At 46.4% G+C, this 23135-nt stretch carries 18 protein-coding genes; 4 read left to right on the top strand and 14 right to left on the bottom strand.

What is annotated here, in order from left to right; all coding sequences use genetic code 11:
• Nucleotides 1–32: 32 nt before the first annotated feature.
• The 3 genes from topA to ABIX36_RS06690 form a co-directional block, all read right to left on the bottom strand.
• Nucleotides 33–2435 carry a type I DNA topoisomerase gene (topA, locus tag ABIX36_RS06700; protein ID WP_348081389.1) on the bottom strand — a complete coding sequence of 801 codons (2403 nt, stop codon included), beginning with the start codon at nucleotides 2433–2435 and terminating at the stop codon, nucleotides 33–35.
• 201 nt (nucleotides 2436–2636) lie between these two features.
• Nucleotides 2637–3725, bottom strand: a complete 1089-nt coding sequence (gene mnmA / locus ABIX36_RS06695) for a tRNA 2-thiouridine(34) synthase MnmA (protein WP_348081388.1) — start codon at nucleotides 3723–3725, stop codon at nucleotides 2637–2639.
• 116 nt (nucleotides 3726–3841) lie between these two features.
• Nucleotides 3842–4297 carry a helix-turn-helix domain-containing protein gene (locus tag ABIX36_RS06690; protein ID WP_348081387.1) on the bottom strand — a complete coding sequence of 152 codons (456 nt, stop codon included), beginning with the start codon at nucleotides 4295–4297 and terminating at the stop codon, nucleotides 3842–3844.
• 29 nt (nucleotides 4298–4326) lie between these two features.
• Between ABIX36_RS06690 and ABIX36_RS06685 the strand changes: the two genes are divergently transcribed.
• A complete protein-coding gene (locus tag ABIX36_RS06685) occupies nucleotides 4327–4923 on the top strand; it encodes an FMN-dependent NADH-azoreductase (protein ID WP_348081386.1) in 597 nt (198 codons plus the stop codon).
• A gap of 272 nt (nucleotides 4924–5195) precedes the next feature.
• Here ABIX36_RS06685 and ABIX36_RS06680 read toward each other — a convergent pair whose 3' ends face one another.
• Nucleotides 5196–5675 carry a DUF2459 domain-containing protein gene (locus ABIX36_RS06680; protein WP_348081385.1) on the bottom strand — a complete coding sequence of 160 codons (480 nt, stop codon included), beginning with the start codon at nucleotides 5673–5675 and terminating at the stop codon, nucleotides 5196–5198.
• A gap of 305 nt (nucleotides 5676–5980) precedes the next feature.
• Here ABIX36_RS06680 and ABIX36_RS06675 point away from each other — a divergent pair, with 305 nt between their 5' ends.
• Both ABIX36_RS06675 and ABIX36_RS06670 read left to right on the top strand, forming a co-directional pair.
• Nucleotides 5981–6412 carry a DUF5990 family protein gene (locus tag ABIX36_RS06675; protein WP_348081384.1) on the top strand — a complete coding sequence of 144 codons (432 nt, stop codon included), beginning with the start codon at nucleotides 5981–5983 and terminating at the stop codon, nucleotides 6410–6412.
• 40 nt (nucleotides 6413–6452) lie between these two features.
• Nucleotides 6453–7490, top strand: coding sequence for a metallophosphoesterase (locus ABIX36_RS06670; RefSeq protein ID WP_348081383.1), 1038 nt, complete (start codon nucleotides 6453–6455; stop codon nucleotides 7488–7490).
• An 8-nt stretch (nucleotides 7491–7498) separates the two neighbouring features.
• On the opposite strand, the gene ABIX36_RS06665 is transcribed toward ABIX36_RS06670, so the two are convergent.
• From ABIX36_RS06665 to ABIX36_RS06655, 3 genes are all read right to left on the bottom strand, one after another.
• Entirely contained in the window at nucleotides 7499–8743 is a 1245-nt protein-coding gene (locus ABIX36_RS06665; protein ID WP_348081382.1) for a glutamate-5-semialdehyde dehydrogenase, read from the bottom strand.
• Nucleotide 8744: 1 nt separating this feature from the next.
• Complete coding sequence (gene proB / locus ABIX36_RS06660; protein ID WP_348081381.1) at nucleotides 8745–9824, bottom strand: glutamate 5-kinase; 1080 nt, start codon at nucleotides 9822–9824, stop codon at nucleotides 8745–8747.
• A gap of 84 nt (nucleotides 9825–9908) precedes the next feature.
• Nucleotides 9909–10760, bottom strand: coding sequence for a M50 family metallopeptidase (locus ABIX36_RS06655; protein ID WP_348081380.1), 852 nt, complete (start codon nucleotides 10758–10760; stop codon nucleotides 9909–9911).
• Between the two features lie 316 nt (nucleotides 10761–11076).
• Between ABIX36_RS06655 and ABIX36_RS06650 the strand changes: the two genes are divergently transcribed.
• Nucleotides 11077–14031 (top strand): TonB-dependent receptor, encoded by a 2955-nt coding sequence (locus tag ABIX36_RS06650; RefSeq protein WP_348081379.1) that lies wholly within the window; start codon nucleotides 11077–11079, stop codon nucleotides 14029–14031.
• A 142-nt stretch (nucleotides 14032–14173) separates the two neighbouring features.
• On the opposite strand, the gene ABIX36_RS06645 is transcribed toward ABIX36_RS06650, so the two are convergent.
• From ABIX36_RS06645 to ABIX36_RS06615, 7 genes are all read right to left on the bottom strand, one after another.
• Entirely contained in the window at nucleotides 14174–15226 is a 1053-nt protein-coding gene (locus tag ABIX36_RS06645; RefSeq protein ID WP_348081378.1) for a hypothetical protein, read from the bottom strand.
• Between the two features lie 134 nt (nucleotides 15227–15360).
• Nucleotides 15361–16611, bottom strand: a complete 1251-nt coding sequence (locus ABIX36_RS06640; RefSeq protein WP_348081377.1) for a GTP-binding protein — start codon at nucleotides 16609–16611, stop codon at nucleotides 15361–15363.
• Nucleotides 16612–16821: 210 nt separating this feature from the next.
• A complete protein-coding gene (cysD, locus tag ABIX36_RS06635; RefSeq protein ID WP_348081376.1) occupies nucleotides 16822–17727 on the bottom strand; it encodes a sulfate adenylyltransferase subunit CysD in 906 nt (301 codons plus the stop codon).
• The gene (locus tag ABIX36_RS06630; protein WP_348081375.1) at nucleotides 17724–18443 is read right to left on the bottom strand and encodes a phosphoadenylyl-sulfate reductase; all 720 of its coding nucleotides are present in this window, start codon (nucleotides 18441–18443) and stop codon (nucleotides 17724–17726) included. The genes cysD and ABIX36_RS06630 overlap by 4 nt, the downstream gene beginning before the upstream one ends.
• Nucleotides 18443–19954 carry a TSUP family transporter gene (locus ABIX36_RS06625; RefSeq protein WP_348081374.1) on the bottom strand — a complete coding sequence of 504 codons (1512 nt, stop codon included), beginning with the start codon at nucleotides 19952–19954 and terminating at the stop codon, nucleotides 18443–18445. Before ABIX36_RS06625 ends, ABIX36_RS06630 begins: the two co-directional genes overlap by 1 nt.
• A complete protein-coding gene (gene cobA / locus ABIX36_RS06620) occupies nucleotides 19932–20723 on the bottom strand; it encodes a uroporphyrinogen-III C-methyltransferase (protein WP_348081373.1) in 792 nt (263 codons plus the stop codon). The genes ABIX36_RS06625 and cobA overlap by 23 nt, the downstream gene beginning before the upstream one ends.
• Nucleotides 20720–22813: a nitrite reductase gene (locus tag ABIX36_RS06615; protein ID WP_348081372.1), complete on the bottom strand. Its 2094-nt coding sequence runs from the start codon at nucleotides 22811–22813 to the stop codon at nucleotides 20720–20722. Before ABIX36_RS06615 ends, cobA begins: the two co-directional genes overlap by 4 nt.
• Between the last annotated feature and the right edge of the window lie 322 nt (nucleotides 22814–23135).

Here is a 23135-nt window from a genome sequence, read left to right as displayed (position 1 = left end):
ACTCATCAATTAACCCAATCAACCAAAAACTATTACTTTTTCTTCGCTACAGCCTTCTTTTTCGCCGGTGCTTTCTTAGCGGGTGCGGCGGCTTTTGCCGGGGCCGATTTACCAAAGCGGCCTTTTTTTGCATCCTTCGGCATGGCATCGGCCAGAGCTTTACATTGCTCGTAAGTTAGCGTAAGCGGGTCGGTTATATCTTTTGGTATTTTAACGTTTAGTTTTCCAAATTCAATATAAGGACCCCAGCGTCCGTTTAAAACTTTTACGGTTTCGTCTTCGGGGAAGCTTTTTATCAGGCGTTCGGCATCTTTTTTACGTTTGGCTTCTATCAGTTCTATCGCTTGTTCCTCGGTAACATCAAGTGGGTCTATCTCTTTTGGCAGCGATACAAAAGCGCTGTTGTGGCTGATGTATGGTCCAAAACGGCCGATAGCCACCTTCATTATTTTGCCTTCGTATTCACCAACTACTTTGGGTAGTTTAAAAAGCTCCAGTGCTTCTTCCAGCGAAATGGTTTCTATGCTTTGGCCGGTACGCAGGCTTGCGTATAGCGGTTTTTCCTCGCCTTCTTCAGTCGCGGTTTCGCCAACCTGTACAAAGGGACCGTAACGGCCAATACGTACCGACATTTTTTTGCCGCTTTCCGGGTGTACACCCAGTTCGCGTTCGCCGGTGGCTTTATCAGCGGTTTCTATCGTGCTTTGTACGTCTTTATGAAACGGGTCGTAAAAGGTGCGGATCATTTTGGTCCAATCCTGCAGACCCTGAGCTATCTCGTCGAATTGCTTTTCTACATTGGCTGTAAAGTTAAAATCAACGATGCCCTGGAAATGCTGAACCAAAAAATCATTCACCACGGCGCCAATATCGGTAGGAAATAACTTGCCGCGTTCGGCACCGGTATTCTCGCTTTTTTCTTCTTTGGTGATGTTTTGATTCTTTAAGGTAAGTACCCTAAAGTTGCGCATCCGCCCTTCTCGTTCCTCCTTAACTACATATCCACGATTTTGGATGGTAGAAATAGTAGGAGCGTAGGTAGATGGACGGCCGATACCCAGTTCCTCTAACTTCTTCACCAGGGCTGCCTCGGTGTAACGGGCGGGTGGGCGGCTGAAACGTTCGGTGGCGGTCATCTCCTGCAGCTCTAAAAGCTGGCCTTTAGTTAACGGCGGAAGGATAGCGTTCTCGCCATCGGCGGTTTGGTTGTCGTCGTCGTCGTCGTTACTTTCCAGGTATACTTTTAGGAAACCATCAAATTTCATTACCTCCCCGTTGGCAACAAGGTCTTCATTACGTGTTGATATATTGATCTTTGCAACGGTTTTCTCAAATTGCGCTTCACTCATTTGCGAAGCGATAGCACGTTTCCAAATCAGTTCGTAAAGGCGCTTCTCGTTCGATTCGCCGTTGATGGTATGGTTGTTAAAATACGTAGGGCGGATGGCTTCATGCGCCTCTTGCGCGCTGGCGTTCTTAGTTTTGTATTTGCGGCTCTGGTGGTACTTATCACCCCAGGCAGATACGATCTCGCTCGCGGCGGCTGCTATGGCTGTATCCGACAGGTTAACCGAATCGGTACGCATGTAGGTGATGTAACCGGCTTCGTACAGGCGCTGCGCTACCTGCATGGTTCGTGCAACGGAATAGCCCAGTTTGCGACTGGCTTCCTGTTGCAGGGTAGAGGTGGTGAACGGCGCGGCAGGTGAACGTTTTGCCGGCCTGGTTTCAAGTGATTTTATCTCGAAGATGGCTTGTACGCAATCCTGTAAAAACTTCTCGGCATCGTCCTGCTTGCTGAAGCGCTCGGCAAGCTCGGCCTTGAAGGCGTTTTTACCCTTGCCAAATATGGCTACTATTTTAAAGGCAGCTTCTGATTTGAATTTATTTACTTCGCGTTCTCTATCTACAATTAAACGTACGGCAACGGATTGCACACGCCCTGCAGAAAGGGATGGTTTTACCTTTTTCCAAAGTACGGGGGAGAGCTCAAAACCCACCAGCCTGTCTAAAACACGGCGGGCCTGCTGGGCATTTACCAAATTGTAATCTATTTTGCGCGGGTTTTCGATAGCACGCAAAATAGCGGGTTTGGTTATCTCATGGAAAACGATACGCTTTGTATTGGCTTCCTTAAGGTTTAAGGTATCAAATAAGTGCCAGGAAATAGCTTCCCCCTCACGGTCCTCATCGGACGCGAGCCACACCATGTCTGCTTCTTTAGCTAATTTCTTTAATTCGCTCACTACCTGCTTCTTATCGGCTGGTACTTCGTATTTTTGTTCGAAGTTATTGTTGATATCAATAGCATCTTCAGACTTCACCAGGTCGCGGATATGGCCGTAACTTGATTTTACGGTAAAGTCCTTGCCGAGGTATCCTTCGATAGTTTTGGCTTTCGCCGGTGATTCAACTATGAGTAAATTTTTAGCCATTTAATAGGGTTGTTTTTGCAAAGAAAACATAAAATGCGATAGAAACGCAAATTGTTTTTAGTTAAGGTTGTAAATGTTGCAAAGGTTGGAGAGGTTGTAAAGGTTAAAAAAGTTTGAAAAGTTGAAAAAGCAATACACTGGTTTTCGCGGTCTTTTGAGCTTAACCACTACAACATCTTCAACTTTTACAACTCTTCTAACCTATATCAGAAACCCACCGCCAAGCAGATCATTGCCTTCGTAAAATACGGCGGACTGGCCGGGGGCAATGCCCGATACCATGTGGTCGAACGATACCTTCATATGGTCGCCAATTTGCACGATCTTGCTTTCTGTACCGGCATCTTTATAACGGATCTTGGTCACCGCTTCAATAGGCTCGGGGATGGTCTCGTACTTAACCAGGTTAAGGTTACGTACCCAGGCTTCTTTCTTTTCCAGTTCTTCGGGCGTACCCAAAACTACGGTATTGCTTTCGGGCTTTATATGGGTTACAAACATCGGCTTGCCCAAAGCAATGCCAAGGCCTTTACGCTGGCCTATGGTATAAAAGGGATAACCCTGGTGTTTGCCTACTATAGTGCCGTCAGTAAGCACAAAATTACCCGGGCCAACACGTTCATCAAGGTCCTCAACTTTATGCCTTAAAAACGAGCGGTAGTCGTTATCGGGCACAAAACAGATCTCGTAGCTTTCGCTTTTCCCGGCAAGTTCCAGTTGGCCCATATCAACAGCCATCTGGCGTATCTCGGGTTTGGAGAAACTGCCTAAAGGGAATTTGGTACGCGCCAGGTTGCGTTGCGATACGCCCCAAAGCACGTAAGATTGATCCTTATTTTCGTCTTTACCTTTTGATATTACATAACGCCCGCTATCCTGCTGGCGGATATTGGCGTAGTGCCCGGTAGCGATGAATTCGCAATCCAGTTTATCAGCACGCTTTAACAGGGCTTCCCATTTGATGTGGGTGTTGCACAGCACGCATGGGTTAGGGGTGCGGCCCGCAAGGTATTCGTCTACAAAGTTGTCGATCACAAAATCGCCAAACTCGTTGCGGATATCCAGTATATAATGGGGGAACCCATAGCCAACGGCCAGGGCGCGCGCATCGTTTATGCTATCCAGGCTGCAGCAGCCTGTTTCCTTTGAGCTACCGCCGGAAGAAGCGTAATCCCATGTTTTCATGGTAAGGCCTATCACTTCGTAGCCCTGTTCGTGCAGCATTACTGCCGCTACTGAACTATCGACCCCGCCGCTCATGGCCACTAATATTCTTCCGTGCTTGCTCATATTGGGCGCAAAGATAGGGGTTTATGGGGGATATTGCTACGGGCTTGGGTCAGGGGAGGGTAAAATGGTGAGTAGGGAAATGGAGAGTGGTGAATAGAGAACGTTTGATGCACTGACTACACGGTCACCGGTTCCTCTTTGCGGTGCCTTACTATGCGTTCGCGGTGCTGTTCGCCCCATTCCTTCAGCGCTTCTATAATGGGGTTTACCGACGCGCTGTAGGGAGTTAGCTCATAGATTACGGTTACGGGCACCGTGTTAAATACCTTGCGTACCACAAACTCGTTTAGTTCCAGTTCGCGCAGTTCTTTGGAGAGCACTTTTGGAGTGATGTCTACCAGTTCCTTTTGAAGTTCGTTAAACCGGCGGGGGCCCTCACGCAGCGCGATGATCAGCGGCAGTTTCCATTTTCCACTCAATACATACAGGGCATCCTTAACCGAACCCATGGCCGATCTACAAGTTTCTGAACCGTATTTTTTCTCCTCTGCCATGGTACAAATATCGTAACTATCCCAAAGGATACCGCTATCCTTTGGGATAGTAGTATCTTTTTCATAGCTAATGTACATAGGTTTGCCTCATTAAAAAACATAAGCAAATGAAAATATTACATCTCATCTCCAGCCCGCGCGGCTCCGAATCGGTTAGCCTTAAACTTGGCAATGCCATTATAGAAAAACTGCAGGCCGCTAACCCGGGCAGTAAAGTAACAACGCACAACCTGGCCAGTACGCCTTTCCCGCACCTCGAAGAAGTGCACATTACTTCGTTCTTTACGCCGGCAGAAAAACAATCGCCCGAATTGGCCGATGCCATTAAACATTCGGATGAGGCTATAGCCGAACTGATGGATGCCGACGCGATTGTGATAGACGCGCCGGTGTACAACTTCCAGATCCCATCAACTTTAAAGGCATGGATAGACCACATCTGCCGCGCCAACAAAACCTTCGCCTATTCTGCGCAGGGCCCCGAAGGCCTGGTAAAGGGTAAGAAGGTTTATGTGTCAATATCATCGGGCGGTGTTTATTCTGAAGGGCCGATGAAAGCTTACGATTTTATTGAGCCTTACCTGAGAGGTGTTTTAGGCTTTTTGGGCATGACCGATCTCAACGTTTACCGAGCAGAAGGACTTAAAATGCCCGGCATTGGGGAAACTGCTTTGGAAAAAGCGATTGAGAGCATAGCAGTTTAATTGCCAGCGGGAGGACATCGCCTGGTGGAATTGGTGGGTAGGGGTTGTATAACTAACGGTTAACCCTCTCCCTGCCTACGCCATGCGTTAACAGGGTTAACAAAGGTTAACATAAATCGGATATTTATTTCTTAATCATTTGATATTCAATAAGTTAATAAATTGGAAAGTTAACATGTCTTTTTCCATAATAGCGTCACCATAAATTCTAAATTTTTTGTTAGGGAATCCTGACTTCTCCCGTTGCGGTCACCGCCACTTTTAACATCCGCCTACTTATATTTATCAAATATCGGCGAATCTGCAGGTGTCCATAAACAGGCTTTTTGACCGCAGGCTTTTAGGGCGTTGTTTGCCCAGGTATTGCAGGTGTAGAAAAGGTTGTAACGGCGTTTGGCCTCGTAAAAGGCATCATCGGTGCTGTAATTGGCGTTTGTTTTTATGTTGATGAAGTGCACGGCGCTATCAGTCTTAAAACTTTGGGTGATGTAGGCAATCAGCCGTGCGTATTGCGCTTTGCTGATGGTTATTTTCTTGCACGATGAACTTTCCTTTAATTCCTTGTGGTAAGTAGCATGAATGGCCGATGTGCTCAATCCCGTAGCCGCTTTAAATGCCACGCTGAATTTGAGCTGCGCCCAGGTAGGGGTGTTGAGGTAAAAGCCTTTGTCGCCCCAGCCCATGCCTACAAAACTGGCTGCGGTATCTTTGCCAACCGTGTTTTCAAATTTAAGCTCTTTGCTCCAATCCATTTGCTCGTTTTTAACGGGTACACGATATCGGTATGGACGCCGTTGGTTAAAATGTAGATGGTAACTTCCTTGCTGCTACCCGGTTCTGCCGAAACGGTGATTTTTGATAAACCCCATGCAGCTAATAGATACAGGGCGACAAAAGCGATAAAGCCTAAAACTACGCGAAGGTTTATTTTGAGAATTTTTTTCATAAAGGAACTGTGATGGTAGGGTTAACGGCTGGCACAATATGCATAAATAATATTACAAGTTAATCTTATCTTTATATTCCAATTTTAAACAAACATTACCACGTAAGTAATATGGCCGCCAACGAAAATAGCATCACCCTGTACATCACCCTCGAAAAGCCACCCTTGAACCTCACGTATTCCTTACAAAAAGGGTCGGGTTCACATTACGAACCCGTACAAGTGCAGCAATCCAAAGGCAACGACCTTCAGTTTGATTTAGCCGTGGAAATTAAAGGAAACCCGGAGACGCATGATCTGCCCGATTTTCGCGGCGCGTTCGTACAAGGACCTGTTGGCGGCAGGTTTATTTACCTGGATATTGGATCCTACGCAGGTGGCGGCGGTTGGAGCGGCAGGCTTAAAATACCGCTGACGGGGATCACATGGGCACAAGTGTCGGCAGGAGCGAAGCTGCAAACTACCGTACCCGGAACCGGGAAAAATGGAATGCCGAATTGTGCTACTGTAAAACCTTTTGCGGGGTGGCAGGTAAGGGGCTAAAACCTTGCCGTTTTTAAACAATTTATAATATATTAGGCTTATGCCAAGAACTTTCGTTGTAGGAGATATACATGGTTGTTATGATGAATTGATCGGCCTTGTCCAAAAAATGGGTTTGGAAGACGAGGATATGCTCGTTTCCGTTGGCGATATTGTGGATAGGGGAAATAAATCGAAAGAGGCATATGAGTATTTTATTAATCGCCCCAACTCCCTGGTAATAATGGGCAACCATGAGCGTAAGCATTTAAATAGTGTATTAACGTATGCACAGGAGATCGTAAAGCTGCAATTCGACGGGAAGTATCCAGAGTTTTTAAACTGGCTCAATACGCTCGGTTACTATTACGAAACAGAGGAGGCAATTATAGTACATGCCGCTTTTGAGCATAATAAGCCATTGCATAGCCAAAAGAAAGAAGTGCTTTGCGGGTCTACCTCGGGAGATAGGTATTTGGAGAAAAAGTATGCGCCCGAAACCTATTGGAATGATTATTACAAAGGGGAGAAGCCTATCATCTACGGGCATCATGTGGTTGGCGATATACCTTTGATAAAAAACAATAGTTACGGAATAGATACCGGAGCCTGCCACGGAGGGTATTTGACAGCTGTAGAACTCCCCGGGTTTATTATACACCAGGTAAAAGCTAAAGAGGACTATTGGAAAAACGAGCGGACGGTTTGGCAAACCCCTGTTTTGCGCTCAAAGGATTGGGCAAATATGGAATTCGGGAATATTAAAAAGCAATTGGAAAAACTTGCTTTTGTAGAAGATACGGATGCAAGGGTTTATCTTGATAAACTCCAAAACTGGGTTGAAGAGCTTGAGGGTTTATTTCCGTTAATAAAGTCGGGATTAGATTTGTTTACGGTCGACCTGATAAGCAAGAGCCAGGAAGATTTTAATTCAGCCGCAAGTAAGTTCGATTTCAAAACTTTTATTTTTAAAAGCAGAGCAAACAATCTGAAGATAGATGACCTTCAAAAGAGCCTGAACACACCTCAGAAGGTTATAAATATTGCAGCGCATTTAAACTTGCCGCAAAAGCCAAGCCAGTCCGAATTTATGATTTAGGCATCTTTTTATTTCCTCACCTGCCCATTACCCTTTACCACCCATTTATAACTCGTCAATTCTTCCAGCCCCATTGGGCCACGGGCGTGGAGTTTTTGGGTGCTGATGCCAATTTCGGCACCGAGGCCAAATTGCGCGCCATCGGTAAACCCTGTAGAGGCATTTACATAAACTGCCGCGGCATCCACCCGGTTCAGGAAGGTTTCGATATTGGTTTCGTCCTCAGATATTATAGCCTCACTGTGTTTTGAACTGTTGATGGCAATATGCTCCAACGCTTGTTGAAAGCTATCAACCGTTTTTACCGACATCTTCATCGACAAAAATTCCGTACCGAAATGTTCCGGCTGTGCTACGTGAAGCAGGTTGGCGGGATAGGTTTCTTTTAAAATGGCGTATGAACGCTCATCTGCAAAAACTTCAACACCTTTTTCTGCCAGCGGTTTAGCTATTGAAGGCAGGTCGGTTAAACGGCTGGCGTTGATGATCAGACAATCCAGCGCGTTACAAACGCTTACCCGGCGGGTTTTGGCGTTGTCTACTATGGCCGTAGCTTTTTCCAGGTCGCCGCTTTCATCCAGGTAGGTATGTACAATACCGGCCCCTGTTTCAATCACCGGCACTTTGCTGCTGTTGCGCACATAATTTATCAGCGACTGGCTACCTCTTGGGATCAACACATCTACATAGCCTACCGCGTTTAAAAGGGCCTCTGTTGCCTCGCGTTCTACGGGGAGGAGAGTAGCAGCATTTACATCGATGTTATGCGCCGAAAGGACTCCATGAATGATGCCGATGATAGCGCGGTTAGAAAAATCGGCATCGCTGCCTCCTTTTAATATGCTGATGTTGCCAGTTTTAAAACACAACGCAAATACATCGAACGTAACATTTGGCCTTGCTTCATAAATTACACCCACCACGCCAAGCGGTACGCGGATTTTAGAGATTTGCAGACCGTTGGGCATGGTTTTATCAGATAGTATGGTTCCCAGCGGGCTGGCCAAACCGGCTACACTTTTTATATCGTTGGCAATATCCTGTATACGTGCCGCATTAAGGGTAAGTCGGTCGTATTTTGGGTCAGCCGGATCCATGCGATCAAGGTCCCTTTTATTTTCGGCGAGCAGATGATCGGTTTGATCAACAGCCGCGTTGGCTACGTCCAACAGAACGGCGTTTATGGCGGCAGGGGCGAGGCTGAGGCTTCGGCCTGCTTTTACCGAGTTTTCAAAATAGTGTGTGTAATCCATGTTATCCCTGTAAATAAAGATAGTCATAATGCACCAGCGCGCGCTGGTTTTTTTTGCCGGTGAACTCCCGGGCTTTATCGGCACCGTATTCGGCGAGGCCTAATCCTATCACTTTGTTGTTCTCGTCTACAATTTTGATGATCTCGCCTTTCTTGAAATCAGACAACACCTTAATAATACCTACCGGCAGCAGGCTGGATGCCTTGCTGGAAACGAGCACTGTTTTGGCGCCTTCGTTCACCTGTACCATCCCTGTAGCGGCGGTTTCAGAATGTGCTATCCATTTCTTTTTACCCGATGCTTTTTTGGTTGGCACAAAGCGGGTATGCACCACCTTGTTATCCAGCACATCGAGCAGGATGTTATCTGTAGTGCCATTGGCAATGTGTACCGCTATACCCAGCTGTGCTGTTTTTTGCGCGATGGTTGATTTGGTGATCATCCCGCCGCGCCCAAACTGCGAGCGGCTTGTACTCACGAAAGATGAGAAGTTTATACTATTACCTTTTATTTCCTCAATAACGGCCGAGCCGGGCAGTTTTGGGTCGCCATCATATATACCGTTTACGTTGGTCAGTACTATTAAAGCCTGCGCATTCAGCATGGAAGCGATAAGCCCAGCCAGTTCATCGTTATCGGTAAACATCAGTTCGGTTACCGATACCACGTCGTTCTCGTTTATAACAGGTATTACCTGGTGCTGCAATAAAATCTCCAGGCAGTTGCGCATGTTTAAGTAGTGCAGCCTGTCGCGAAAATCTTCTTTGGTAACCAAAACCTGCGAGCAGAGGATCTTAAACTTCTCGAACAAATTGGAGTAGGTATTGATAAGCTTTACCTGCCCAATGGAGGCCAGGAGTTGCCGTGTGGCAACGGCGTCGTATTTATCGGTAACGGTGATGAGGCTACGCCCGGAAGCAACCGCGCCTGAAGAAACCAGAATTACTTCAGTACCCTGTTTTTTGATGGCGGCTATCTGGTCGACCAAATGGGCTATCCGTCCGATATCTGGCAAGCCGTTTGGCCCGGTAATAACGTTGGAACCTATCTTGATAATAACACGCCGGTAATTGAATGACATTAATGTAGATTAAATTAGTCGTCAATAATAGGGAATTATGAGGGAAATACGATATTTATGTTCAGGTTTTAAGAGGAGAGGGTGTTATCCAGCCGTAGTAACGTTGTCATCTATCTTTAAGGCCTTCCATATTTGGTTGGATACAGAAGATTTTTCGGCCACGAGTTTTTCTTTAGCTTCCGCGGCTTCGGCAATCAGCAAATTATCTTTGTAGTAATAGTATTCGTAATAATAACCCCAAAAACGCATAAACTTTTCGTCATCCGTTTGCAGCAGCCTGGCGTGTTCAATATCAATATTCTTTGCGGAGTTGTCTACCGTGTATTGTGCCATCATCGCCAGCATAGCTTCTTCTATAGCGCCGGCTTTGCCCTTGCTTATTAAGCGCTGATAACGGGCGCTGTCGGTAAAAAAGATCCCCGTTTTTGTAGGCAGCGTGGTTGCCAATACCAGCGCTAAGGAACATGCGCCAGCCACTGTCCAAAAACCACGTGCCAAACCCTGGCTGCAATAAATTGCTATTAAAATTCCCGCTACCCCAAAGAAAAGCGAAGCCAATGGGCCGGCAATCACCAAACGCGCGAATTTTTTGCGGTTTTCCGCACTCTGCTGCACCGGCATAGTTGCCGCTACGCCGCCCATCATCCCCAGGTCTTTATTAAAATAAACCTTAATTCGGCCATCCTCGCGTTTGATGCCTAATAAACCCACTATAAATAACTCGAAGCGGAAACCCTGTGCCAGCCCGGTTAACAGGTGACCAAGTTCGTGTACAGCTATGGCAATAAATAAGGCCACTATGGTGACTCCCCCAAATAACAATCCGTTCGGCTTTTCGTCTTTAGGGAGCAGGGCAAAGCCCAGCGCGGAAGCATCAGCAGTAAGTAACAGTAAAAAGGCGACTACAAGGTAAGGCTTAAGCCAGATAAGTTTCATCTACCTGTTTTGATTTTAAATACCATAGTTAGTTACGGTAAGGGTAATATTTGTTGCAAGGACGCCGACCGTAAAGGGAAGTGGCTTACCAAAATACAGAATTTCATGTGTAAATATTATTTTTAAGCATAAATATTTGGATGATAAAAAAGATTTAATATTTTTGTCGACATATTCTATAGACAATGTATTATTTAGTTACATCATCATCAGCCCACACCTTACGAATGCAGTGCCCAACTGTATGCTGTTGTTGTTAATTATCTGACAAGCAACCTATCACAATCCATTTTTTAATTTTTCTCAACCTAATTCCATGAAAATTCATACAAATTTTATAAAACTTATTGTGCTCTTTTTACTGCTCCTCCCGACGGTGGGGCTGGCCCAATTGAACGGGAGCTACATTTTAAGCGGTAAAGTAAACGACGACCACGGGCTGCCACTTGTGGGTACAACAGTAACCATTAAAGGCACTACAAACGCCGCCGTAACCGATAGCACCGGTAAATTCAGCTTAACTACAAGCACCAAGTTGCCGTTTACTTTGGTTTTTTCAGCCGTGGGTTACCAGCCGCAGGAATTTTACATCAAGAATGCCAACAGCGCCGTTAATATACAGCTTACCTCACAATCCTTACTAATAAACGAGGTGGTGGTTACGGCATCCCGCAGGGAAGAAAAACTGCTGCGGTCGCCGGTGGCGATTGAAAAGTTGAGTATCAACGCTTTGAAACAGTCGCCCGGCCCAAGCTTTTATGATGCGTTGGAAAATGTAAAAGGCGTGCAGATGACCACCACCAGTATCACCTTAAAAGTGCCCAACACACGCGGTTTCAATAGTCCAAATAACTTCAGGTTTATGCAACTGGCCGACAACGTGGATATGCAATCGGCTACGTTGGGCGTACCGCTTGGTAATGCCATTGGCCCAACCGAGCTGGATATTGCCAGTATAGAGATCACCCCGGGCGCCGCCGCGGCTTTATATGGTACCAACGCTATCAACGGTTTATCCAACTTGTTCACTAAAGACCCGTTTAAATACCAGGGCCTGAGTTTTTATCACCGCAGCGGGATCAACCATGTTGGCGATAATCTTGGCTCGAGCGCACTAACCGAAGATGCCTTCAGGTTTGCCAAAGCATTCAATAATAAATTTGCTTTTAAACTGAACGCCAGCTATTTAAAAGGTAAAGACTGGCAATCCAACACCCGCCTGGATCAAAACCCTACCAACCTGAAAACGGCTAACCCGGCTTACCCCGAACTCACCGGCACCAGTAATGCTGCTTATGATGGCTGGAATAAATATGGCGACGATGCCCTTGCAGGAAGTAACACGGTATCTATAAAAGGCATTGTGGTTGATGGTGTTGCCCGCCCTAATTTAACCGTTGCCCGTACCGGTTATAACGAAGTTGACCTGGTGAAACCGGATGTAACCAACTTAAAACTGGATGGTACGTTAGCATATAAATTAACCCCTAATACTACTTTGTCCTACACTTACCGTTATGGTAAAATGGATGGTGTTTTCCAACGTGGCAATAAAATATCGCTGAATGGTGCTACCGTGCAAAACCACAAAGTGGAACTGAAGGGCAAGGATTTTCTGGTACGTGCTTATGAGTCGATAGAAAATACCGGCAACTCGTTTAACGTAAAACCGCTTGCGGATAACCTCGATCTAAAGCATGCCAACAATTCTGCCTGGGGTACTACTTATAAAAACGCGCTTACCGCCTATGCCAACGCCAATGGGGGACTTAAATCTACCAATTTGGCTGCTGCTGAGCAAGCCGCACGTACGGCCGCGGATGCAGGCAGGGTAGAGCCGGGTACGCCGGAGTTTGATGCCTTGCGTAAAACCATTATCGGCATCAATAACTGGGATTTTAAATCGAGCCTGATACCTAATGCCCCGGCTACAGGTGGCGCTGCTTTGGTACAAAAGAGCAATATGTTTAATGGTGAAGCTCAGTGGGACCTGACCAGCAAAGTTAAATTTGTTGACCTGCTGGTGGGTGGCGATGTACGTGTTTACCAGATCATTCCGGATGGTAACAACTTTGTAGATTTTAGCCGCAGTATAGCCGATCGGAATACGCCTTTAGCTGATGGTAGTTTTGGCGAAAACGTTATCTACAAAAAATACGGCGCATTCACGCAGGTTACCAAAACCTTTTTCGAGGAGAAGTTAAAATTATTCGGTTCGGTACGTTGGGATTATAACCCGTATTTCGACCCGAAATTTACGCCGCGTTTAGCTGCTGTTTACTCGCCTAACCAAAACCATAACTTCAGGTTCACCTTCCAGAACGGTTACCGTTTCCCTTCGTTGTTCGAAGCGCTATCATACGTAAACAATGGCCGTGTGAAACGTGTAGGCAGTTTACCATTTATCAATGAAGGTTTGGGTTATTTGAATAACAGCTACACACAGCAATCGGTCACTGCTTTCAACGCTGCTGTAAAAGCTGCATCTATCACGGGCGATGATGCTACGGCTTTGGCCAACCGCAACCTTCTGCAGGTTGCCGATTTGCCAAAGGCGCGCCCGGAGCAAATTACATCGTTCGAGGTGGGCTATAAAGGCATATTGTTAGATAACAAAGTTTTCCTTGATGTGGATGCCTATGCTAACCGCTACAATGGCTTTTTAGGCCAGGTGCAGGTGTTTGTGCCGAACGGTACTACAGTGGGCTCAGATGCAGCGGTATTAGCCATGCTGGATATTAACCGCGACCCTACAACCGCTACTGCTACCAACGCTGCAAGCAACGGACAAAGCCGTTACCGCGTTTATACCAATGCTAAGAATGTCTACAATAACTACGGTTCATCTTTAGGGCTTACCTATAATTTTTACAAGCGTTACACCGTATCAGGCAATGCCAGCTTCAACAAACTGAAGGCGCAGCAAACCTCAGATATCTTTGTAACCGGGTTTAACACGCCAAAATGGTCGGGTAACTTCTCCTTCGGTAACCGCGAGGTGGTGAAGAATGTAGGTTTTAATATCGTTTATAAATGGCAGCAGGCGTTCCTGTGGGAAAGCCCGCTGGTTACCGGTACCGTGCCGTCTATCCACACGTTTGATGCACAGGTTACTTTGCGTATTCCCGAATACAATGCAACGTTTAAAATTGGTGCTACCGATATTTTCAACAAACGCTATATACAATACGCGGGCGGCCCAACTATTGGCGGCATTTATTATGCCTCGGTTACGCTGGACGGCTTGCTGAGCGGAGAGGGAAAGAAGTAAGAGCAAGGACAAAAGATAAAATTATAGTCTTTCATCTTTTGTCTTTTATCCTTCCTCTCGCCCGATTTTTTTTAGGTTTAATTTAGTTTTAAAAAGCGGGCAAGCGAGTTGCCGGCTTTTTTTGTTTGCGTCAGGCGGTGAATTAATCCCAGCCGTCATTCCCGCTGCCGGTTGTTTTGGGCTTGGGTATCACTTTTAGTTTAATTAGCGAACCGTTTTGATGATCAATCTTCATCTCAAACGTGTCTTCGTCGCCAGAGTTTGCCAATGTTCCGGTAGCGCCAAACATACCATTGACAACAATTAACGTGGCAATACTCGGCGGAGTTTTGGCCATGCCGGTAAATGTAAACTCGTTATTAATTTTGGTAAGGGGGTAAAAACCGAATTCTGTAGCTATATACGGCATTCCTTTGTAAACAATAGCGTAAGTTTTTTTGAGTTTAACGTCTCTTAACTTTCCTTTTTCGTCGGCTATTTTTACAAAACCCGGATGAACGTAATCGTTTTCTGTTGTTAGACCCCGCTTATCGGGAAGCTGGTTTTTAAACGATTGATAAGTTAAATACAAGCCATTAGTATAGGTGCCGGCATTGTATAATGGCAAGGCTTTTTTTTCAATGCTGTCGATATGTACAACTTCATTGTACGTATAAACCCGGGCATCATTTGCGGCCGGCAAGGTAAGGTTTGCCTGTATAAAAGCGGTTAACAGCCTGCTTCCGCTACGCAATAACGGGTTAGTTACATCAATGGACGAACGTAGTTGTACAAGCGTATCTAAAGAAGTTGTTTTTTGATAACCAGTTCCATTTTTAACGTACATCTCGGCTTTGACAGTACAATAACCGTATTCGCCAAGAACGCCTGTCAACTCAGCGAAACTAAACTGCCTTAGCTGTAACAACAATTCGCCATTGCCTGCATCAGCGCTTACCAGCGAAGCAAGAACCCGTTTTATCTCCGCCGAAAATGGGTTGTGGGGAATGACTGTTGTTACCTTGTTATACACACCGGTTTGTACATAACCAAAATTGTTGGTATCTGTCCGCGTATCTGCGAGATCTATAGAATTGTATAAGCTATGGCTTGTTTTAGTTTCCGATAAAGCGATTTCAAAATTAACCTTGTTTTGAGCGTAGGCGTTCGCACAAAAAAGTACAAGGAGGATTGGTGAAATAGTCTTTTTATACATTGTGATAGAGTTAGTCCAGCCAAAGTTAAAATGTTCAGGTTAAAATAAACTATTGTTAAACACAAACCCCGTACGAGTTGCACCTCGCACAGGGTTTTTCTGCTCACTTAACAGAATATAATTGGTAATTATATTTAATCTACGGCCTGCCTTAGCATCAGGGCGCCTACGGTAACATTGGTGCGGCTATCAATAATAATAGCGCCCCCGTTGGCTTTGTTGAGCTGGTAAGGGTCAAAGGCTAATGGCTCGGCGGTTTTAATAACAATACGGCCGATATCATTCAGTTTAAAATCCTCGACGTAATCTTTCTCGAGGGTGTTGATGTTCACTTTATAAAGTACTTCGCTGATCTTACAGCGGATAGTTTTGGTATTATGCTGCACCAGGTAGGTGAGGGTAGGATCCAGCGGGCGGGTATCCATCCAGCACAGATCGGCCTCTATCAGGTTGCTCAACTGCGGCTGCCCGGCGCTGTTTACAATGATATCGCCACGGCTGATATCAATACTATCTGCCAGGTGCACCGTTACCGACATGCCAGCTATTGCCTCTTCGGGCGTTTTATCGTAAAATTCAATTTTAGAAATGGTAGAGCTAAATCCCGAAGGCAACACGGTGACCTTATCATTTACCCTAAACGAACCACTGGAAACACGGCCGGCATAACCGCGGTAATCGTGCAGTTCATCGGTTTGGGGGCGTACTACCCATTGCACCGGCAGGCGGGCGTGGGCAGAGGTATCGTCTATCTCCAGTTCTACATTCTCCAGATGAGTTAACAAACTGTCGCCGGTATACCAGCTTATTTTTGCCGATGGGTAAACAATGTTATCGCCCTTTAAGGCACTTACCGGGATGTAGGTAACATTTTTTAAGCCCACTTTTCCGGCCAATACTTTATAATCAGCCACAATGCTGTTGAACACATCTTCGCTATAATCCACCATATCCATCTTGTTCACGGCAACCACTACCTGTTGTATCTGCAGCAGCGAGACCAGGAAAGAGTGGCGGGTGGTTTGCTCGATAACGCCTTTACGGGCATCTATCAGGATAATAGCCAAACCGGCGTTGCTGGCACCGGTAACCATGTTGCGGGTGTACTGGATGTGCCCCGGTGCATCCGCAATGATGAATTTGCGTTTGTCGGTCTCAAAATATTTGTATGCAACGTCGATCGTGATGCCCTGCTCACGCTCGGCTTTAAGCCCATCGGTGAGGATGGCGAGGTCGATGCTACCGTCGTCGTTTTTACGGTTGGATGCGTGGAGGGCTTCCAGTTGGTCTACCAATATGGCTTCGCTATCGTACAACAGGCGGCCTATCAATGTGCTTTTGCCATCGTCTACACTGCCTGCGGTTATAAATTTTAGTATATCCATTTCTGTCTTAAATGTTCCCCTCTTGAGAGGGGTTAGGGGTGTGTTTCTTTATTCTTGGCTTTGCTAACACACCCCGTGAGCGTTAGTGTTTTTTGTTCTGCCCCCCTCAAGAGGGGTAGTTGTGGTTCTGCTCTTGTAAGCTGGCGGTGGGGACACCCCCAGTAGGGAGGAGCCCCCTGCGGCGGTGTCCTCACCGCCGACTGCTAACCCTTAGAAATACCCGCCCTTTTTCCGGTCTTCCATGGCGGCTTCGCTTACTTTGTCGTCCATGCGGGCGCCGCGTTCGCTTATTTTTGAGGATGCTATCTCGTGGATAATATCATCTATCTCAAACGCGTATGATTCAACAGCCGCAGTACAGGTCATGTCGCCAACGGTGCGGAAGCGTACGTTCTTGTTTTCTATTTTATCGTCGGCATCCATGTTTAAAAACGGTGATGCCGCCATTAGCTGCCCGTTACGGGTGATACAATCGCGCTGGTGGGCAAAATAAATGGTTGGCAGGGCGATTTTTTCGCGGCGGATGTAATTCCATACGTCCAATTCCGTCCAATTGCTTATCGGGAACACGCGTACGTTTTCGCCTTTATGGATCTTGCCGTTATAAATGTTCCAAAGCTCGGGACGCTGACGTTTAGGATCCCACTGGCCAAACTCATCACGAACAGAAAAAATACGTTCTTTAGCGCGGGCCTTTTCTTCATCGCGGCGGGCACCGCCAATACAAGCATCAAACTTGTGCTTGGCTATGGTATCCAACAAGGTTACAGTCTGCAAAGCGTTACGACTGGCGTTCTTGCCTTTCTGCTCAATCACTTTACCTTCATCAATGCTGTCCTGTACATGGCCTACAATCAGTTTTTCACCAATGCGGGCAATCATATCGTCACGATAGGTAATGGTTTCTTCAAAATTGTGCCCGGTATCTATATGCACCAGCGGGAACGGGAATTTGCCCGGGCGGAAGGCCTTCATGGCTAAATGCACCAGGGTAATAGAATCTTTACCGCCCGAAAATAACAACGCGGGTTTTTCAAACTGCCCGGCTACTTCGCGCAAAATATAAATGGCCTCTGCCTCCAACTCGTCCAGGTAATCTAACCGGTATTTACTCATTCCTTTAAATCATTTAGTTCAACTGCATGTAATCCGCATTCTTTTTTGCTTTGGTCTTCCCACCACCAGCGCCCGGCCCTAAAATCTTCGCCGGGTTGTACCGCTCGGGTACATGGCGCGCAGCCAATGCTGGGGAAACCCCTGTCGTGCAGTGTATTGTACGGTATATTGTATTGTTTGATGTATGCTTTTACGTCGTCCAATGTCCAGCCAAAAATAGGGTGGTACTTGAACAGGTTGTTGCCGCCATCCCATTCCACATTGCTCATGTCTTCGCGATTGGCAGATTGGTCCGCACGGATACCCGTTACCCACAGCTTATTGCCCGCTACGGCACGATGAAGCGGCTCTATTTTACGGATGCCACAGCATTGCTTACGGTTCTCTACCGATTCGTAAAAGCTGTTTGGGCCCTTGGCGTTCACCATAGCTTCCAATGCGGTATGCTCTGGATAATAGGCGTGGATAGGTTTGCCATAGATCTCCATGGTGCGGTTCCAAACATAATATGTTTCGGGGAAAAGGCGACCGGTTTCCAGCGTGAAAACTTTGATGGGGATGTTATTGGCGAAGATCATGTGCGTGATTACCTGATCTTCCCAGCCAAAGCTGGTAGAGAACACGATCTCGCCCGGAAACTCCGATGCTAAAGCATGTAAAGCTTCAACGGGATTGTTACCGGCTATTAATTGCGATATGTAAGATGTATCGGCCACTATATTAATTTGAGTACGAAGTTGATAATGCTACGCAAGCTAATGAGGATAACGATAACCGATACCGCGAACATGATAGCTTTTGCAGATATTTTATTGGAAATGCGGGCCGCTATAGGTGATGCTAATGCACTGCCGATAACCAAGCCTGCTACGGCTTCCCAGTGCTTGCCATTAAGCATAGTAATAAAAGTTAGTGAACTGGTTAGCGCGATAAAAAAGCGGGACAATTTTACGGTACCCAATGAGAAACGGGGATGGCGGCCACCGGCTATCAGCGTTGATAATACGATTGAACCCCAACCACCACCGCCAACGGCATCTATAAAGCCGCCGCCAAGGCCTAAAAGGCTGATGTTTTTTATTTTGCCTGAAGTACGCTTCCGGTTAAGATTGATGGCTTTGTTTAATATTACAAAGCCCAATATCAGTGTGTAAAACGATACAAGCGGTTTGGTGTATTGCGCATAATGTTCTAAGGATGACAACAAATATGCACCTGTTACCGCCCCAATTATACCGGGGACAAGCAACAGCTTAAACAGTTTCCAATTTACATTACCCATGCGGTAGTGCATCCATCCGGCAATACCATTGCTCATAATTTCCGACAAATGTACACCCATACTTGCCGAAGCAGGAGGGATGCCCATAGATAACGAAAATGTAGTGGAAGTAACCCCGTATGACATGCCAATAGCCCCATCAATCATCGCGAAAATGAAACCCGCACCTAAAAAGTAATAGAAAAGGGGGTTGATGTTTGCGACGAAGGCCTGGAAGCCAGGTTCCTTCGACCATAGTGCTGTAATGGTGATAACAAGGAAGGCCACAAACGTGCCCCAAACAACCAGTTTTAAATTGTTGTTGCTTGGTGGTTTTTCTCCGCCTATTAAAACCGCGGTAACTCTGTTCAGTTCCTGAACTTTATAAGCAAAATCGCCGGAAAGGCTGTTCCTGATCTCACTCATTTGCTGTAAGGTGGTATCCAGTTCGGCAGGTAATGCTTCGTTTAAAACTTCTTTAAGGCGTTTGGCCACCGTTGGCGATTTGCCATTGGTGGAGATACCTATCTTCAGATCGCCCTTTTGCACGATGGAACCCAGGTAAAAATCGCAAAGCTCGGGCTTGTCCGCTACGTTAACCAGTAGTTTACGGTCGTGTGCCGACTGGCGGATGTACCTGTTCAATTCGGCATCATCTGTTGCTGCCATGGCCAGGTCGGCACCATCCAGGTCGGTATCAGCAAATGCTTTCTGGATGATGGTAAGCTTTGGCGTATTGGCGGCCAGCGCTTCTATTTGCGGCAGAAAGGTTTTAGAAATAACGGTAATAGCCGCGCCGGGGCTGTTTTGCAGCATGGCTGTAAGCTTTTCCAAGCCAACATTGCCGCCGCCAACAAGCACCGTATGCAGGTTCTCCAGTTTCAAAAATACAGGGAACAGTTGGTTACCCTGTGGTTTTGGTGGAGGGATCTCCGTTAAATTTTTATTCCTGGGCAACAATGTCATAAAACTCTCTGATGGGCTGAAACTTTGGATGTAAAGATACTACCTCGCCAAATACAATTAACGCAGGCGAAGTAATTCCGTTTTCTTCGGCAACTTCGGCGATGGTACTTGCTACGCCAACTACCACTTTTTCGTCTTTTGTGCTGCCACTTTGTATTACGGCAACAGGTAGGTTGCGTTTGCCTTCGGCAATAAATATTTCTGCAATTTCGGCCAGTTTGTGGATACCCATCAGCACTACAACGGTAGCTTTGGTTTTAGCGGCGTCGTACAGGTCGGCAGAAACCTTACCATCGCTGGTGGTGCCGGTAATAACCCAAAAGCTCTCGCTCAATCCACGGTGAGTAACCGGAATGCCCTGTAAACCGGGTACACCGATAGAACTGGAAATTCCCGGAATAACCTGTGCCGGGATGCTGTAATCGGCAGCGTGGTCTAACTCCTCATAACCACGACCGAATACAAACGGGTCGCCGCCTTTTAAGCGTACCACATGGCCGTAATTCAAGGCGTAATCTATCATCAGTTTGTTGATGTTCTCCTGCGAGAAAGAATGATCGCCACTGCGTTTGCCTACGTAAACTTTAGTAGCATGTTTGGGTGCAAATTCCAATAATTCTTCGTTCACCAAGGCATCATACAAAACCACATCTGCGGTTTGCAGGGCTTTAATGCCTTTTATAGTAATCAATTCGGCATCGCCGGGGCCTGCGCCAACAAGCGTAATGCGTGGTTCTTTTACTGTTGTTTTTGTTTGAGTTTGTATCATGATTGTAACACCGCCTCTCTTTTGTCTTTAACCGTTTGCAAAAATGCGGTGGCCTGTTCTTTATAGGCGGTTGCGAATGCTTCCGATGGTTCGTTTTTATTTATTTGCAGCACCAGGTCGCCAAAAGTACCGTCGAAGGTAATCTCGCCTGCTGCTACGTAGCTGTTATCAAATTCTTTGATGATGCCCGATTGGGTGCTACTGTTTACACCTTTATCAAGCAATAAAGCCTTAGCCGCGCTAATCATAGTGTTGTAGGAGTGGTAGATGGCATCGCTCCACAGCCCTTTGGCGTAAGCACCGTTTGCCCAGCCCAGTTTTTCTTCACTTTCGAATAGCAAGGTGGCAACCAAATCTATAATTACACCGGCGCACTCACCCACGCCGATAGCGCTTACGTAAGTTTCCTGGTGGCCCCAGTCTACAAACTCATCGTCGGTAAGGGTGGTCAAATCAGCAAGGGGTTTTAGCAGGCGGTAGAAGTAATCTTTACCTTGTCTGTCATAATAGGCGTGGTAGGTTTCGTTTTCTTCTGCCAGTGTTTTGTAATCATCCAACACCGCACGTAAAGCATGTGTAGCACGTTTGGATGGTACCTTTATTACCCTATCGGCTGCGCGGCCCACACCGTTACCTACGGTGCCGCCGCCCAGCATTACCTGTACCGATGGCAGTACCCTGGCACCTGCTTTTAGCGAGCTGCCGTGGAAGCCAATGTGTGCCAAACCATGCTGACCGCAACTGTTCATACAGCCGCTTATTTTTATCTTGATCTCTTTGTTATAAATGAAATCTTCGTATTCGTTATAAATAACGTCCTCCAGTACCTTAGCCATGGTCATGCTATTGCTGATGCCGAGGTTACAGGTATCCGTGCCGGGGCACGTGGTTACATCAGCAATACTGTCGAAACCAGGTGTTGCAAAATCTAATGCGTTTAAGCCTTCGTACAAAGCAGGCAAAGCTTCCTTACAGATGAATTTTAACAGTAAACCCTGGTTTTGCGTAATGCGGATCTCATCGCCAACATAAGGGCGAATGGCTGCAACCAATTTACGCGCCACATCGGTAGGGATATCGCCTACCGGTACTTTGATGAATACGCCAAAGAAGCCGGCTTGTTTTTGTTCGAAAACATTGGTAGCCAGCCATTGCTCGTAACGGAATGGGTTGGTAATTTCTATAGCCGGATACTCAGTAACCTCCGGCAAAGCAGGAGTGGGAACAGTATTGCGGTTGATAGGGTAGGTTTTTACTTTGATAGCAGTGCGTTCTTCCTGAGCCAGGCGCAGCACTTCTTCTAAACCTATCTTTTGTATCAAATATTTTAAGCGGGCCTTGTTGCGGTTGTTGCGCTCGCCATAACGGTCGAACACGCGGATGATCGCTTCTGTATAAGGTATTAGTTGATCTTCCGGCAGGAAATCTTCAACAGCACTTGCCAGTAAAGGCTGTGCGCCAAGGCCGCCGCCCAACATTACCTTAAAGCCACGTTCGCCATTTTCTTTCAGTTTGGGGATAAAGCCCAGATCGTGAATGTAAGAGAAAGCGGTATCCTCATCACTTGAGGAGAAAGATATCTTAAACTTGCGGCCCATTTCCTGGCAGATCGGGTTCCTTAAGAAGTACTCGAAAGTAGCCTGCGCGTAAGGTGATACGTCAAACGGTTCCTTAGGGTCGATGCCTGAGGTAGGGGATGAGGTTACATTTCTTACCGTGTTGCCGCAAGCTTCGCGCAGGGTGATATCGTCGCGCTCCAGTTCGGCCCAAAGTTGTGGCGTACGGTCAAGGCTTACGTAATGGATCTGGATGTCCTGGCGGGTGGTGAGGTGCAGGTTGCTGCTTCCGTACTCGTCAGATATATCGGCTATTTTTAATAATTGTTTAAAAGTAACCTTACCAAAGGGGAGTTTAATGCGCACCATTTGCACGCCGGGCTGCCTTTGGCCGTAAACACCACGTGCTAAACGCAGGCTGCGGAACTTTTCATCATGTATCTTGCCCTCACGGAACGCACGGATCTTCCTTTCCAGGTCGATTATATCCTGCTCCACTATCGGGTTCTCCAGTTCGGTCCTGAAGCTCTGCATATCAGTATTTAATTTAGTTTAGTATAAAAAAGCCCCTTCGCTGTGGCTGAAGAGGCATATATTTTAAATTCTACATACTTACAACCACGGTTTATCGCTTTGCATACAGCAATACATCAGGTTGGTGTGATATGTGAAAAATGTTTTCATTTATTATTATCCCCAAATATATACATAGTATAGGGGAATAGTAGAATTTATTTGAAAAAAATATTGATGTGATATTTTGATGACGAACGATGGTGGCAATTCAACCAAAGGGTATAACGTTTTTTAACCGCAGAGGCGCGGAGTTTTTCGCCGAGAGCACGGAGACTGTCTG

The organism is Mucilaginibacter sp. (assembly GCF_039925265.1).
Taxonomy (GTDB): domain Bacteria; phylum Bacteroidota; class Bacteroidia; order Sphingobacteriales; family Sphingobacteriaceae; genus Mucilaginibacter.
The sequence above is the reverse complement of the archived record's forward strand: the minus strand, read 5'-3'. Positions and strand labels throughout refer to the sequence as shown.